The following is a 14714-nucleotide window of genomic DNA, read 5'->3' on the forward strand; positions in this document are numbered from 1 at the left end:
ACATAACAGCATTTTTCGTTCACGGAGCAGATCAGCGCGTCAGCGTGATTTTTCACACTGTCTCCTCTTACACGGTCAAAGACGGCGCCGTGTAGGCTCTTCCGAGAAGCTCCTGATTGAGCGCATAAAGTCCTTTCGGGTCGGAGCCGAACAGCTCGTACTTCCGGATGAGGTCGTCCGCGTTTTTCTCCTCCTCGCCCTGCTCCTTTACAAACCAGTCATAAAACTGCATCGTGCGGTAGTCGTTCACATCACTGGCCGCCTTGTAAATGGTGTTGATCCGCTCCGTGATATAGTTCTCATGCTCCAGCGCGAGCCGGAGGGGCGCCGCGTCATTCTCATAGCTCTGATCCGGCTTGTCCACCGCCTCAAAGGTGACGCGCACACCGTTGTTCTGGAGGTAGGTCCGCATGAGCATTGCGTGATCCCTCTCCTCCTGCGCCTGTACGTCAAACCAGTTCGCAAACCCGTCGAGCCCTCTATCGTAGTAGTAATTGGCGAAATCCAGATAGAGATACGCCGAATAAAACTCCTTGTTGATCTGTGTATTGATCAGTTCCTTTACCTTTGCATCTAGCATGGTTTTTCTTCCCTTTCCGCAGCCCTTTCCCGGACTGACGAGATCATTATAGCACCGATTGCGGAGAGAAGAAAAATCCGCATAAAAAAGCCTGCACGGCTCCGGGACCGCTGACCGCGGACAATCCCGGGAATTTCCCGTACAGGCTTCCTCTTCTGCTGCCGGAGCTCGCCGGCCTCAGCCGCTCTGATCAGAGCATCTTTTTCATCTCGTCATAGACGAACTGCACCTTCGGTCCGACGACGACCTGAACCGACTCCTTGGAGGGACGGATCACGCCGGGCGCTCCGGATTTTTTGATCTCCTTTTCATCGACCTTGGTATAGTCCCTGATCTCCGTGCGGATGCGGGTGGCGCAGTAGTCGATGTCTTTGATGTTCTCCTTTCCGCCAAGACCCGCGAGGATGATCTCCGCCATTCTCGTGAAATCGTTGTCTGCCAGTTCGATCTTCATCTCCTCCGCCTCGTCATCATCCTCTCTGCCGGGCGTCTTGAAATCAAATTTACGAATGAAGAAGCGGAATACAAAGTAGTATACCACCGCGGCGGCCGCGCCGATCGGCAGGATAAGCCACGGGTTCTCCGCCATAGGAGCCTTGAAGCTGAGGATCCAGTCCACAAATCCCGCACTGAAATTGAAGCCGCAGCGGACAGGAAGCAGCACGCAGATGATGGTGAAAACGCCGGTGAGCAGCGCGTGGATCAGGTAGAGGCCCGGGGCAAGGAACATGAACGAAAATTCCAGAGGCTCGGTGATGCCGGTGAAGAAAGAGGCCAGAGCGCCCGCCATGAAGAGCGCCGCCGCCGCTTTTCTGCGGCTGGTCTTCGCCTCATGGTACATCGCCAGAGCACCGGCCGGAAGACCGAACATCATGACCGGGAAAAAGCCCGTCATGTACATGCCGGTGACGCCCTGCGTGCCGTTCCCCGACCAGAAGTTCCCGAGATCGTTGATGCCCGCCGTATCAAACCAGAACACGGCATTCAGCGCATGATGGAGTCCGAACGGGATCAGCGCGCGGTTCAGCATCGCATAAAGTCCCGCACCGAAAGCTCCCAGTCCGACGATGCCCGTTCCGAACGCAACCAGTCCGCCGTAAATCATCGGCCATACAAAATACAGTATCGCTGCCGCGACAATTGAAACGCCCGCCGTGACAATGGCGACGCAGCGCTTGCCGCTGAAGAACGCCAGCCAGTCCGGAAGCTTCGTATTGCGGAAGCGGTTGTAGCAGCCCGCACCGATGACACCGGTGAGAATACCGATAAATGCGTTCTGAATCTTTCCGAACGCCGCCGGAACCTCAGCCGCATCCACACCGCGGTACATGGCGACCGCCCCGGTCGAGAGAAGCGTTGTGATCATGAGCCACGACACAAGGCCGGCGAGCGCCGAGGTGCCGTCGCGGTCCTTTGACATGCCGACCGAAACGCCGATGGCAAAGAGCAGCGGTATCTGGTCAATGATCGCAGATGCCGCCTTGATGAAAAATGCGGAAATCACGCTGTTCGCTCCCCAGCCCGTCGGATCGATCCAATAACCGATGCCGTACAGTATTCCGGCCACCGGAAGACACGCGACGGGCAGCATCAGCGACTTGCCTATCCTCTGCAGATACTTCATCATAGTCTACCCTCCTGAGCATAACCCCTTATATTATGAAATATTTATGTGCAGTCCGTCCGATGCCGCGGCATGAGCTCTGCGGTCATCCCCACATCCGCTGCCGGCCGGACAAATGCTGCGTCCTCAGTCCCGTTCGCCTGCCGGCACAAGCATAAAGAGCGTATCCCCTGCGGCCAGCTCGCCGGCTTTCCTCTCCCGGACGGCAAACGCATCACCGTTCAGCACCACCACCGGCGTCGCCGTGTCATAGCCCTCCGCCCTGAGCGCCTCGAGATCGACCCGGATCACCGGCTCTCCCCGCTTCACGCTTTTCCCGGATTTTGAGAGTATCGTGAAATGCTTCCCTTTCAGCTCCACCGTATCAAAGCCGATGTGCACAAGGAGCTCGGCTCCCTCTGCCGTCGTCATGGAAAAAGCGTGCCCTGTGTCAAACACCTGCTCGAGTTTCCCGTCCGCAGGAGCGCAGATCGTTCCCTCCGACGGAAGCACCGCCGCGCCGTCGCCGAGCAGCTTTTCGGAAAAGGTCGGATCTTTCACCGACGTGATGTCAACCGCCAGTCCCTTTGCCGGAGAAGCGATTGCAAGCTCATCCTCCCGTCTGCCTCCCAGCAGCTTTTTCAAAAAATTCATAATCTCATTCCCTCCGTTTTTCCCGCAGCCTCCGCTCACTCTCCGCCTCTTTGTTTCACGGCTCTTTCAGCCGGATCTTACGGAGAAAGACAATGATCTGGGATTTTTCATCCTTTGTCATCGTCCGGCAGAAGCGGCTTCTGATGTACTCCGCGATCCGGCTCGTGATCTGCGTCTCGCGCGGAAAATGGAGCTGCAGAAAATCATACAGAAGCCGGTCGTCCCGGTCGTACTGGCTGTCGTTGATCACGCGATAGATAAAATGCTTCAGGATCGGAACCATATCGCCCATGACGTCCCTTGTCCTGCCGTCGCTCATGTCCACCGCCTCGCGCAGCAGCGTCAGGATATCCTGACCCGCCTGTGTGATCTCGTAGGCCACGCTGGTCTTGGAGCTGAGCTCCGCGCTGACGATATGCATGGCGATGGACGCCGCCTCATCCTCCCGCAGGTCGCAGCCGAACGCATCCCGGATCATGCGGACGGCATCCATGCCAATGCGGTATTCGTCCGGATAGAAGCTGCGGATCTCGTCCGTGAGCGCATTTTCAAAACTCATCCCCTGTCCGTAGCGCTCCACCGCAAACTGTATATGGTCCGTGACGGAGACCAGAATGTTCTTGCTCAGTGACAGGCCGTAATCCTGCTGCGCTTTCTGAACAATGCTGTCCGTGATGCGCAGAAGTTCGATAGGCACCCGCACAAGAAGCTCCTGAAAGCGTCCGAACTGCTCCCGGTTTTCCATCCGGTAAATCTTCTCGATCCGCTGCTCCTCCACTTCATCCCCGGCTCGTCTCCCGAAACCGATGCCGCAGCCGCTGACGATGATTTCGGAGTTCTGATCCATGGCACACACGACATTGTTGTTGATGATCCGCTGAATAACCACCGCTGCCCCCACAGACATTCGACTCCCCGCTCCAGAACTGACACCTGCCTGGAAGCCCTGGACATTCCCCCCAACGAAAAAAGACCGGGCTGCTATGGGACACTGTTCCCTTGCAGTCTCGGTCTTGCCTGCCGCCCGGTCATACGGAACCGGGGCAGTTACAATCCTCTTGTGCACTTATCATAATGAATGGCGTGAGATATTGCAATAGATTTTTAAGATTTTTTATATTTTGTTTATGTATTTTCGTTATTTCGCCCTAATATCACGAATACAGCCTGTTTTTTCTTTCCCATCATTCACAAAAAAGGAAATTTTCAGCAGGCCGCTGCCGTGCCATTCCCCTCCTGCCGGAGCGTTCCCGGACTACGGCGTCCTGTATTCGACCTCATAGCCGCCGGCCGGCAGACTGAGCTTGTCTTTCAGCGAATCGAACTGCGCCTCCGTCCCGTAAAAAACAATTTTTATCTTTCCCGTGGGGCTGCTGCTCCCCGAAAACAGATATCTTGACGAGCTGTATGCGCCGGGCGCGCTGTTGTAATGCCATTCGATGGTTTCGAGATTCGCAAGGCCCGAAAAAGCGCCCTCGCCGATTTCCTTAATGCCGGAGGGGATGACGACCGAGGTGAGGCCGCTCCCCTGAAACGCCCTCTGTCCGATCACGCGGAAGCTCGAGGGAAATTTCACCTCCGTAAGCCCCGTCGCCCCCTTGAATACCTCGCTTGTCACCTCGGTGATGGCCTCCTTGATCGCAAGCGCCCCCGCCATCTTCGTCTTGTCCTTTACGCCGATGATGGCCCACGTCGCATCCGGCTGCCCGAGATGATACCCGCCGTCATGCTGCACATTGCCGGTGACGAGGTTCGTGAGCTCCTCCCAGCTCGTGACCGTCCCGTCCGGATTCAGAAGTCCGCCCTCTGCCGTCGTGACGGACGGGGTCGTTCCGCCGCCGGAGCTTCCTCCGGAGCCTCCCGAGCCGCCTCCCGAAGAGCCTCCGCCGCCTGAGGAGCCGGAGCCGCCCGCCCATGTCAGGGACACCGAGCTGTCTTTCACCGTCACCGATACATAGCCTCCTTTCGGCGCAGGAGAGGAGGCAACGGAAAGCGACTCCTCCGGGCGCACGGAAGATTTCCCGTACCCGGCAAAGCCGGCCGCCGGAGACGTCTCGCTGACGGTCCCGTTTACCGCGTCATAATAATAGACCTTTTCTCCCCCGCCCTCATTGCCGGTGAGATACGCCGCCACCGCCGCAGCTTTCGCCGCTCTCTCGTTGGCAAGATCCGTGCGTGCCCGCGCCTTTTCAAGCTGGGCGTGGAAAATCGGAATGCTGACCGCGACGAGAATGCCGATGATCACCACAACAATCAGAAGCTCTGCCAGCGTGAATGCACTTGTATTTTTCAGCCTCTGTCTGATGGCTGCCTCCTCTCCGGTTTCTCCGCCGCCTGCCGCAGCGTCTCCTCTTTGATGACCCCATTGTCCCATTTCCGGAGAATAAAAGCCAGATATATTCCCGTTTTTTTCCAAAAATAAGCAGCTGTTCGCGCTCTTTTTATGAAATATGCGCCGCGCAGCGGACGAGCCTTGCCGAAACCGCCTCCCGGTCGAGATGTTTCCCGATAAAGACGATCTGATTCATCCGGTCGCCGTAGGTATCGTCCCAATCCCCGGACACCTCGGGATAATTGTCAAATACCTCCTGTCGGTCCTCCTCCGGGAGCGTGCAGCAGATGCAGCCGTTCGACAGCCCGATCACGCCGGAATCCATCTGCATCGCCGCCTTTTCCCTAAGAAGCCGCGCGTCCACATTGATGCTGCCCATGTCGTTGACGACGAGCGCAATCTTCCGCTTCTCCTGCCGGAGGAGCTCATTCAGAAAGGTCGTCTTTCCGGAGCCCAGATATCCCGTAATCAAAATTACCGGCTTACTTATGCGTTCCTCCCAGGCGCTTCTCCAGAATTGCAATTTATTCGCACTTTGTGCAATTCCGGATTATACGCATGCCTGGAAAGACAAGTACAATAACCGATGTTCTTCGCCTGCCAGAGCACGGACTCGCTTCTGATTCACGCGCTCCGGATAAATTCCGGAATCGCCTGCGCGTCCCGGTAGCCCTTTTCATACATTTCATTCAGGCGGACCGGATCCCGCGTCAGCGTCTTCATGCCCTCTGTCCCGTCCGGCGCGACGATCAGGGCATCTCCTTTCCTTTCCAGCACACGAAGCTCCTCGAGCTCTGCGTTGTAGGCCTCCGCGCGCCGCGCAAGGCGCTCTGCCGCCGCCGGAAAGCTGCGGCGGATCAGGCCGGCGAGCCGTCTGTCCCTCCGGTTCGTGCGGAGCTGTCCGCGGGGTCTTGTCAGAATCACGATCAGCCGATCGCAGCCGTCACGCAGTGCCTGCCGGACGGGAATCGGGTCGCTGATGCCGCCGTCATAGTAGCGCCGCCCGCTGATCACATAGGGTCTGCATACCACGGGAACACAGCTCGAGGCGCACAAAATGCGGTAATCATTCCGCCGCACATCCCCGCCCGTAAAATACACGGTCTCTCCGCTGTCCGCGTCGGTCGCCACCACGCGCAGCTCCCCGCCGCTTCCTGCAAACGCATCAAAATCCAGAGGGTACTCGCCACCCTCATTCGACAGAACCGCATAAATATAATCCAGATTGATGTACGAGCCTGTCCGGAAAAACAGGCCCGCACCCATATATTCTCTGCGGAACACATATTCCGTGTAGAAACGGTACGTGCGCCCTCTCTGCCCCGCCATATAGGTGATGGCATTGGCGCTGCCGGCGGAAACGCCGATGCAGTACGGCAGACGGATCCCCCGGTCTATCAGATAATCAAATACTCCGGCGCCGTACACCCCGCGCGTGCCGCCGCCAACATCCACAATTCCGATCATTTTTTCTGCTCTCAGCCTACGGACTTTTTCTTTCAACAGATATACTAATACTCCGCGACGGTCCCGCCAAGAGGAGATTTGCCGCGCCGCCCTGCGCAGCCGCCTCGGCGGCCCCGGATGCGGCGGATGATCAGAGCGGCCGTCCGGGGGAGAGCGCGTCATACAGCAGCCAGTCTTTCAGAACAGCCGCGTGATTCTTCTCCTTGTTTTTGGCGGCATAAAGCAGAAGCACGTCCTGCTCTGCAAGCAGACCGCGGATGGTCTCCGCGATTTCCTCCGCGCGGGGATTTTCCGCAAGCTCTGCCCTGTACCTTTCGGAAAACTCCGGAAAGCGTTCCGGAATATGCCCGAACCATTTCCGAAGCTCATTCGACGGCGCCAGCTCTTTTGCCCAGAAAAACGGCATAAGGGCCTCCTTTCGGAGCCCCCTCGGCCAGAGCCTGTCTATTAAGATGCGGTATCCTGCCGTTTCCGGAGCCAGTTCATACACCCGCACTGTTTTCAGCTCGTGTTTCATAATTTATGCGCTCTCCCCAAAGAAAAGCTTCAGATCCTCGTCTGCGGTTCCGATGCCCGCGATGCCAAACGTATCCACAAGGATTTTCGCCACATTCGGGGAAAGGAACGCCGGAAGCGTCGGCCCGAGGTGGATGTTCTTCACGCCAAGATACAGAAGCGCAAGGAGGACAATGACGGCTTTCTGCTCATACCATGCGATATTGTAAACAATCGGGAGCTCATTCACGTCATTTAGGCCAAAGACCTCTTTCAGCTTCAGCGCAATGAGCGCCAGAGAGTAGGAATCATTGCACTGTCCGGCATCGAGGAGACGCGGGATGCCGCCGATGTCACCCAGCTCCAGCTTGTTGTAGCGGTACTTTGCGCAGCCCGCGGTCAGAATAACCACATCCTCAGGGAGCCGCCTCGCAAACTCCGTGTAGTACTCTCTGGACTTCATTCTGCCGTCGCACCCCGCCATGACCACAAACTTGCGGATGGCGCCGGATTTCACGGCCGCCGTGACCTTGTCCGCCAGTGCAAACACCTGCTCATGGGCAAAGCCGCCGACAATGCTGCCGGTCTCTATCTCCTCAGGCGCTGCACAGCTCTTTGCCTGCTCGATCACGGCAGAGAAATCCTTGACCTCTCCATAGCCGCCCTCAATATGATGGCAGCCGGGACAGCCCGCCGCGCCGGTGGTCCAGAGCCTGTCCTTATAGCTCTCGGCCGGAGGAACGATGCAGTTGGTGGTCATCAGGATCGGGCCGTTAAAGGACGCAAATTCTTCTCTCTGCTTCCACCATGCGTTTCCATAGTTTCCCGCAAAGTGGGGATACTTTTTGAACGCCGGATAGTAATGCGCCGGGAGCATCTCCGAATGCGTGTAGACATCCACGCCGGTTCCCGCCGTCTGTTCGAGCAGCTGCTCCAGATCTTTCAGGTCATGCCCGGATATCAGAATCCCGGAATTGCTTCTGACGCCGATATCGACCGACGTGATCTCGGGATTGCCGTAGGCTCCGGTATTGGCCGCATCCAGCAGCGCCATGCCCTCCACGCCGTATCTGCCGGTCTCCAGAGTCAGCGCAACCAGCTCATCCGCGCTAAGGCTGTCATCCAGCGTTGCCGCCAGCGCTTTCTGGAGGAACGCATCGACCTCTTCGTTATCCCGAAGCAGGGCGTTGGCGTGCTTGGAATAGGCGGCAAGACCTTTCAGTCCGTAGGTGATCAGCTCGCGGAGAGAACGGATATCCTCATTTTGGGCGGAAAGGACGCCGACCTCGCAAGACGCCGCCTTTGCCTCATACTCCGCCTCCGCGCCGTTCCAGAGCGCCGCCTCCGGAAGCTCCTCCTTATCTGAAAGCTCCGCAAGCAGGGTCTCCTTGGCGGCAAGCGTCTCTCTGATCCTTGCGACGACGGCAGCCCTGTCGAAGTTGGCATTGGTGATGGTTGTAAAAAGGTTGACGGACACGAGATGATTCACCTCTGCACGAACCGTTTTTCCCTCCCCGCGGTACGCTGTTGTGACCGCTGCAAGCCCCTTGGTCACATAGACCAGCAGGTCCTGCATGGCGGCAAGCTCCGCGCTCTTTCCGCACACCCCCGCCATGGTGCAGCCGGTTCCCTTTGCCGTCTCCTGACACTGATAGCAAAACATTCTGTTCTCCATGTATCTCCTCCTGTTTGATCTGTTTCCGCGTTTTAACCTGCTCCTGTGTCTTGATCGGCTCCCGCGTTTTGATCTGTCCCTGCGTCCTGTCCTTGCGTCCTGATCAGTAAAGCGTCTGCGGGTCCGCCGGTTTATCCTTCTGCCCCGCTTGTTCCGTTTTCACAAAATGCTCCCTGATCTCCTCCATATCCTGCACCAGTTCGGCCGTTCCAAGGTAGTTTCCCTCTTTATCCCTTACCGCCATATAGGTCACCAGCATCGTCCTGCCGTTCTTCTCCATCCAGACGGGAACGCTGTCCCGCGTCCCGTTCCGGAAGCTGTCCAGTATGCTCCGCACCATGGGCTCGATCTTCGGCGGGTGGCAGGAGAAGACCTCGCGGTCAATCGCCATGCCCGGACGCTTGAACACCTTGGGCCCCTCGTTGAAGAAGCGGTTGATGTTGTCCGCGTCGACAAAACTGATCTCCAGCGGAATTGTATTGAGAAGCGCGGTGAGCTGCGGCACGGTCATATGGCCGCCCGGCATCACGACCTCCTCGCCTGCAAGGGCTTCCTCCGCACCGCCGTCTGATCCGCTCTGCGCCTGTCCGGCCGCCTCTCTTACCCGCTCGGCCTCATCCCAGCTTCCGAAAGGCACGCCGAATACTTCAGCATAGTCTTTTGAATCCTGATAGAGGGAATACCATTCCTCCTGCGTGAAGTTCACGGCACAGACAGAAAAGAGAATATTCTTCTCCTTGTAGATCATCTCCTCCGCGCGGGTCAGGACTTTCTCAAGGCGCTCATACCACCCGTCGTCCCGCCGCTCTGCCTTTGCCAGACTTCCCAGCTCGTCCCGGATCTCGTCATCGACCGTCCACATGACGTCCGACGGCCCGGAAATGCCGTACTTCACTTTCAGATGCGGGTAGAGAAGATCCCCCTTCTTCGCATAGTGAACGGCGAGGTCGCGGAGCTGCGTGATCTGCTGCTCCGTGATTTTCCGGTCTGCGGCGGCCCCGCGCAGGGCCGCAAGAAGACGCTCCAGCGCCTCGTTCTCTTTCGTGAACTGGTTCAGGGGGTGCCCCGCGATGGCTGTCAGCGCGGACGCGGCCGCTTTCTTCTCCGCATAAGCATTCTTTCCCGCCTCTGTGCTCTCCCCTGCCTCTGTATTCTGCCCCGCGCCGCTCCGGCGCTTTATCGAGGCCTCCACCTCCTTTTCCGCATTCGCAAGCCTTTCTTCCCGCGTGGAGCCATGGAACAGCGCGGAATGCACGTCGCAGAGCTTCTGTACCTCCGTGAGCGGCGTTCCCGCTCTCAGAAGCTCCTGCTCCGCCCTCATGATCTCGGACGCCTCCACATCGCGGAAGCTCTCTATGAAATCAGCCCGCACCGTTGCCAGAGCCTCGCCGTTGCCAAGCCTCTTCAGATAGCTCTTTAACTGCTCCGCCCGGTCTGCGCCTGCCTCCCGCGGATCACCCTTTTCCGGGATCCGCTCATATACGGATTTTGTAAAATCGATTTTGTCTGACATTGTTCCCTCTTTCCCGCGAGGCGAATTTCAAATTCGCCGATGCGATCTGCAACTCGGTGCTCCGCACCGATGTCGGAGTTTGAAAGGACTGCATCAGCAGGACTTTCAAACTTTCACCCTTTGTTCCTGTGATCAACGGGTTTACAGCCCGTTATTGACTGTTCAACGGAAGAATATTATAATTTCCGCAACATTTATGTTGTTACAACAACGAAAGAGGCTTTGATGAGTTATTTTTTTCTGTCCCATACGCCGCTTTTTCATGCCGTAAATGAAAAGGAAATCGAACAGATGCTGGCCTGTCTCGGCGCCAGCGAGAAGAAATATCAGAAAGGCGAAACGATCTTCCGCGCAGGGAGCAGCGTCCACGAGATCGGAATGGTTCTGGAGGGCAGCGTCAATATCGTAGTGAATTTCTACTGGGGAAGCAGCCAGATCTTCGGCCACATGGAAAAGGGCCAGATCTTCGCGGAAAACTACGCCGCGCTTCCCGGCAAAGAGCTGATCTGCGATGTAATAGCCGCAGAAGACAGCGATATCCTCTTCCTTGACATGAGCAGGCTCCTTACCACCTGTCAGAGCAGCTGCTCTTTCCACCATCGCCTGATCCGGAACCTGCTTAGCATCTCGGCGCAGAAGAACCTGAATCTCTCGAGCCGGATGCTGCACACGGCGCCCAGAGCTCTGCGGGAAAAGCTGCTGTCGTACCTGTCGGAGCAGGCCATGATAAACGGAAGCACACATTTTACCATCCCCTTTGACCGGCAGCAGCTCGCCGATTATCTGGGCGTCGACCGCAGCGCCATGTCGAATGAGCTCAGCAAAATGCAAAAGGACGGACTCATCTCCTATAAGAAGAATGAGTTCGTCCTGCGGGATAGAGCATGAATATGCGGGATAACGACAAATACGTCCGGCATTGCAGAAATCAGCATATCCGATCAAATATAATAAACAGGCAATGCCATCAGATTTTCTCTCAGGTATGTCTTTTTATCGATCAGGCAGAGGATAATTCCCATTCCTCTTTTCTTATTCGGAATTTTATCGAGCACTTGGTTGGACGCTCCCATACCGACTTTTGGATTTCCTGACATCTTAATCTCCACAGGATAAAGAATGCCATCCTCTTCAATAATTAAATCTATTTCATTTTCACCGGAAACGCGTCTGTCCTTTCCCCGATAATAAAATATATTAAAGCGGTAATCTTTTCCCTCATTGGAATATGATTTCAAAATCTCGGAAACTATAAATGTCTCAAACATACTGCCTGCAACTGCCGAATTTTTCAGTGCGTCGGCTGTCAGCCACCTGGTCAAAAAGCAGGCAAGCCCCGTATCTCTAAAATATATCTTAGGCGTTTTTATTGCGCGGTTTAATACACTTGCGCTGTAAGGCTGCAATAAGTAAACAATTCCTGTTCTTTCCAAAATGGAAATCCAGTTCTTTATCGTCGGCTCACTCACGCCGATTTCACCGGCAATATTCGCATAGTTCAGCATTTCTCCCGTTCTGGCCGCAGCTGCCGTCAAAAACTTAGTAAATGTAATACTGTCCGTTGAAATCAGCTCATTGATGTCTCTTTCCAAATATGTAGATACATAGGATGAATAGAACTCCTGCCAATCTCTTTCTATGTCATATAATTCCGGATAGGAGCCTTTATGAATGATATCCCAGATATTTTCATATGTTATGACTTCACGCTCCCGTTCCCGTATATACTCGTCAGTTGGAACAAAATGCTTATTAAATCCAATATGATAAATCTCCCGCAACGACAGTCCGCTTAACTCATATACAGACACTCTTCCTGCCAATGATTCACTTACGCCTTTCATCAGCTCCAGTTTATGCGAACCTGACAGGATGAATTGTCCTCTTTCATCCGATTCATCCACTTTCTGTTTAATCTCTTCCAGTATCGATTCCTCTTTTTGAACTTCATCAATAAATAAAGGACAGGGATTATTTAAGAAAAATAACTTCGGCTCTTCCTTTGCCTGCAGTCTGGTCAGTCTGTCATCAAAATTGGTTCGATTGTATTCTGGGAATTCATGCTTTACTAATGTTGATTTCCCAACCTGTCTTGCACCCTCTATCAAAGTACATTTGCTTGTTTTTACCCTGTTTTTCAGCGTCTTTGAAATAGCTCTTTGAATATATGCCATTTTACGCCTCCGACTAATCTAAAACCACGTTTTATTATAGTCGCTAATATATTAAAAAACAAGCGGCTATTCGAAAATTATGTTTTAGAATAGTCGCTGATGTATCTATATATTCCTTGAGGGGAGCAGTTCTCTGTTCCATATGCCCGGCAAACCGGTGAGCCGGACTATTGCCGGAACGTTTGAATACATTTATCCGTTGGAGCGTGACAGCAGCACCACCGTCTCCACCCCCGGCGTGGCCGGGAACATATCGACCGGCTGCGCCTTTTTCATCCGGTAGCCGTGCGCGGTGAAAAACGCGAGATCCCGGCCCAGTGTCTCCGGATTGCAGGAAATATAGACTATCTTCTTCGGAGACAGGCGGCAGGCCGCCTCCATGAACCGCTCTGTGGAGCCGGCACGCGGAGGATCCATGAACAGCACGTCCACCTGCCGGCCCTCCCCGGCAAATTCCTCGGCAAGCTCCGCCGCATCGCCCTGACAAATGACAACCTTGGACCGCCCGTCCGCATTCTGCGCGGAATTCACCGCGGCATCTCGCACCGCTTCGCGGTTCAGCTCGATGCCGATGACCTCCTTTGCACTGTCCGAAGCGCAGATACCGATCGTACCGATGCCGCAGTAGGCGTCCAGCACCGTCTCCTTTCCCGAGAGCCCCGCATAGTCGATTGCAATATGGTAGAGCTTTTCGGTCTGCAAAGCATTCACCTGATAGAACGAGCGCGAGGAAATGCGAAACGTTTTGCCGCACAGCCGGTCCTCGATGTAGCCCTTTCCGAAGAGCACCCTTTCTCTCTCGCCCAGAACCATGCTGTCCGTCCGGTCATTGATGTTCTGGACAATCGTTGTGATTTCAGGATGGAGCTTCCGGAGCGCCGCGACGAAATTATTTCTGGAGGGAAACACGGGATCGGCCGTCACCAGCGTCACCATGAGCTGACGGGTCGCGCGGGCCGTCCGCACCTGCACGTAGCGGAGAAGCCCCGTTCCGGTGTCCTCGTTGTAGGGCGCGATCCGGAACGACGGCATAAGAGAGAGGACGGACTGTATGACCGCGTCGGCGCGCACATCCTCCAGCAGACATTTCTCCACCGGAACAACCCTGTGAGAGTCTTTCTCATACATGCCGCAGATGATGCCGCGGCCCCTCTTTGCCTGCCTGCCGCCCCGGGAGGAGCCTCCCTGCTCCGCCCGGCCCGCCGCATTCTGTCCCCTGCGCTTTGCCGGGAACGGCCCTGTACCCTCCGCAAAGACCGATGTGACCTTATTACGGTAATGATCCGGATTTTTCATCCGGAGAATCGTCTCCACCGACCCGAAGCTCCCGATGCACTCCTCCACAAACACCTGCTTGCGCTGAAGCTGCTCCTCATAGGGAATATTGATCATGGAGCAGCCGCCGCAGCGGCGGTAATGCGGACAGCGAACCGCGCGCGGCGCATGCTCATGCTCCGCTGCCGCAGGCTCCGCCTGAAAAGCTCTTTTTTTATCGCTGCGTCCGCGCCCTCCGGCGCTTCCGTCTCTGTTCATATTAACAATCTCCATATCAAAACGTTCCCTGCAAGGCCGCGCCGCAAGCACCCTGCGCAGGCGATTTTACGGCTGCGGTCAAAGCTTATTCAGACTTCGCCGTCACCGGAAATAATCCGCATCCGGCTCGTCGTCCGCAGATGCTTCACTCTCCGCAAGCGGCCCATCTTCCGCATCCGGCTCGCCGCCGTTCTCCTCCCGGATCAAGAAGCTTCCCTCCTTGCGCAGGCGCAGCTCCTCTTTCGGGGACCAGTCATGCGCCGGCTCCCCGCTGAGAATCTTCACGGAATCGAGATGCTCCACCAGCCCCAGCGCCTTGGCGTAGTCCCGCGTATTGATCCGCAGGATGACCGTCTCCTCGCCGTCCCGTCGGAACAGGCGATCGAGAAAGGGCCGCTCCTCCCACTTCACAAAATACGAGATCCCGTTTTTCAGAAAAAGGTTCTCCACTCTCTGCTTTGCCTCGCCGTTTCTGACGCGGCAGAAATCCATCTCATTGTCGAAAAACTGATTCTCTCTGATAATACTCGACATAACTGCCCCCGCGGCGGCGCTCTGTCCGCCCGCTACATTATATATTCCGTCCCTCCCGCACGCAAGAACGCGGGGCGCCGCCTGCCGGAGAAGCGATCGGAGCAGTGCGCTCTCTGCTCTCCAGAGCTTTCCGCTGTCTCTTTCCGGAATGGGA

General features: G+C 55.9%; 14 protein-coding genes. 1 reads left to right on the top strand and 13 read right to left on the bottom strand.

What is annotated here, in order from left to right; translation table 11 throughout:
* Nucleotides 1-67: 67 nt before the first annotated feature.
* The 10 genes from E0E20_RS07575 to E0E20_RS07620 form a co-directional block, all read right to left on the bottom strand.
* Nucleotides 68-580 (bottom strand): ferritin, encoded by a 513-nt coding sequence (locus tag E0E20_RS07575; RefSeq protein WP_130837600.1) that lies wholly within the window; start codon nt 578-580, stop codon nt 68-70.
* A gap of 190 nt (nt 581-770) precedes the next feature.
* Nucleotides 771-2207, bottom strand: a complete 1437-nt coding sequence (gene nagE / locus E0E20_RS07580; RefSeq protein WP_130837601.1) for an N-acetylglucosamine-specific PTS transporter subunit IIBC — start codon at nt 2205-2207, stop codon at nt 771-773.
* Nucleotides 2208-2330: 123 nt separating this feature from the next.
* A complete protein-coding gene (locus E0E20_RS07585; protein ID WP_242622709.1) occupies nt 2331-2837 on the bottom strand; it encodes a PTS sugar transporter subunit IIA in 507 nt (168 codons plus the stop codon).
* 55 nt (nt 2838-2892) lie between these two features.
* On the bottom strand, nt 2893-3744 hold the full coding sequence (locus tag E0E20_RS07590) for a PRD domain-containing protein (RefSeq protein ID WP_130837602.1): 852 nt from the start codon (nt 3742-3744) through the stop codon (nt 2893-2895).
* 348 nt (nt 3745-4092) lie between these two features.
* On the bottom strand, nt 4093-5211 hold the full coding sequence (locus E0E20_RS07595) for a leucine-rich repeat domain-containing protein (protein ID WP_130837603.1): 1119 nt from the start codon (nt 5209-5211) through the stop codon (nt 4093-4095).
* Between the two features lie 67 nt (nt 5212-5278).
* The gene (locus E0E20_RS07600; protein ID WP_242622710.1) at nt 5279-5641 is read right to left on the bottom strand and encodes a GTP-binding protein; all 363 of its coding nucleotides are present in this window, start codon (nt 5639-5641) and stop codon (nt 5279-5281) included.
* A gap of 152 nt (nt 5642-5793) precedes the next feature.
* Nucleotides 5794-6636 carry a patatin-like phospholipase family protein gene (locus tag E0E20_RS07605; RefSeq protein WP_130837605.1) on the bottom strand — a complete coding sequence of 281 codons (843 nt, stop codon included), beginning with the start codon at nt 6634-6636 and terminating at the stop codon, nt 5794-5796.
* A gap of 130 nt (nt 6637-6766) precedes the next feature.
* Nucleotides 6767-7153, bottom strand: coding sequence for a DUF488 domain-containing protein (locus E0E20_RS07610; protein WP_130837606.1), 387 nt, complete (start codon nt 7151-7153; stop codon nt 6767-6769).
* Between the two features lie 3 nt (nt 7154-7156).
* Complete coding sequence (gene hcp, locus E0E20_RS07615; RefSeq protein ID WP_130837607.1) at nt 7157-8806, bottom strand: hydroxylamine reductase; 1650 nt, start codon at nt 8804-8806, stop codon at nt 7157-7159.
* 103 nt (nt 8807-8909) lie between these two features.
* Complete coding sequence (locus E0E20_RS07620; protein ID WP_130837608.1) at nt 8910-10319, bottom strand: DUF438 domain-containing protein; 1410 nt, start codon at nt 10317-10319, stop codon at nt 8910-8912.
* Between the two features lie 225 nt (nt 10320-10544).
* Between E0E20_RS07620 and E0E20_RS07625 the strand changes: the two genes are divergently transcribed.
* A complete protein-coding gene (locus tag E0E20_RS07625) occupies nt 10545-11207 on the top strand; it encodes a Crp/Fnr family transcriptional regulator (RefSeq protein ID WP_130837609.1) in 663 nt (220 codons plus the stop codon).
* 53 nt (nt 11208-11260) lie between these two features.
* Here the strand turns inward: E0E20_RS07625 and E0E20_RS07630 are convergent, their stop codons facing one another.
* The 3 genes from E0E20_RS07630 to E0E20_RS07640 all read right to left on the bottom strand — a co-directional run bounded on the left by E0E20_RS07630 (nt 11261) and on the right by E0E20_RS07640 (nt 14560).
* Nucleotides 11261-12493, bottom strand: a complete 1233-nt coding sequence (locus E0E20_RS07630) for an ATP-binding protein (RefSeq protein WP_130837610.1) — start codon at nt 12491-12493, stop codon at nt 11261-11263.
* Between the two features lie 192 nt (nt 12494-12685).
* Nucleotides 12686-14026, bottom strand: coding sequence for a 23S rRNA (uracil(1939)-C(5))-methyltransferase RlmD (gene rlmD, locus E0E20_RS07635; protein ID WP_130837611.1), 1341 nt, complete (start codon nt 14024-14026; stop codon nt 12686-12688).
* Between the two features lie 102 nt (nt 14027-14128).
* A complete protein-coding gene (locus E0E20_RS07640) occupies nt 14129-14560 on the bottom strand; it encodes a hypothetical protein (RefSeq protein WP_130837612.1) in 432 nt (143 codons plus the stop codon).
* Between the last annotated feature and the right edge of the window lie 154 nt (nt 14561-14714).

The organism is Lachnoclostridium sp. Marseille-P6806 (genome assembly GCF_900625025.1).
Taxonomy (GTDB): Bacteria; Bacillota; Clostridia; order Lachnospirales; family Lachnospiraceae; genus CAG-791.

Coding starts and splice junctions, on each gene's coding strand:
- E0E20_RS07630 (WP_130837610.1), bottom strand. CDS start 12,493: ATGGCATATATTCAAAGAGCTATTTCAAAGACGCTGAAAAACAGGGTA.
- E0E20_RS07605 (WP_130837605.1), bottom strand. CDS start 6,636: ATGATCGGAATTGTGGATGTTGGCGGCGGCACGCGCGGGGTGTACGGC.
- E0E20_RS07575 (WP_130837600.1), bottom strand. CDS start 580: ATGCTAGATGCAAAGGTAAAGGAACTGATCAATACACAGATCAACAAG.
- E0E20_RS07610 (WP_130837606.1), bottom strand. CDS start 7,153: ATGAAACACGAGCTGAAAACAGTGCGGGTGTATGAACTGGCTCCGGAA.
- rlmD (WP_130837611.1), bottom strand. CDS start 14,026: ATGAACAGAGACGGAAGCGCCGGAGGGCGCGGACGCAGCGATAAAAAA.
- E0E20_RS07620 (WP_130837608.1), bottom strand. CDS start 10,319: ATGTCAGACAAAATCGATTTTACAAAATCCGTATATGAGCGGATCCCG.
- E0E20_RS07590 (WP_130837602.1), bottom strand. CDS start 3,744: ATGTCTGTGGGGGCAGCGGTGGTTATTCAGCGGATCATCAACAACAAT.
- E0E20_RS07640 (WP_130837612.1), bottom strand. CDS start 14,560: ATGTCGAGTATTATCAGAGAGAATCAGTTTTTCGACAATGAGATGGAT.
- E0E20_RS07625 (WP_130837609.1), top strand. CDS start 10,545: ATGAGTTATTTTTTTCTGTCCCATACGCCGCTTTTTCATGCCGTAAAT.
- E0E20_RS07595 (WP_130837603.1), bottom strand. CDS start 5,211: ATGGGACAATGGGGTCATCAAAGAGGAGACGCTGCGGCAGGCGGCGGA.
- hcp (WP_130837607.1), bottom strand. CDS start 8,806: ATGGAGAACAGAATGTTTTGCTATCAGTGTCAGGAGACGGCAAAGGGA.
- nagE (WP_130837601.1), bottom strand. CDS start 2,207: ATGATGAAGTATCTGCAGAGGATAGGCAAGTCGCTGATGCTGCCCGTC.
- E0E20_RS07585 (WP_242622709.1), bottom strand. CDS start 2,837: ATGAATTTTTTGAAAAAGCTGCTGGGAGGCAGACGGGAGGATGAGCTT.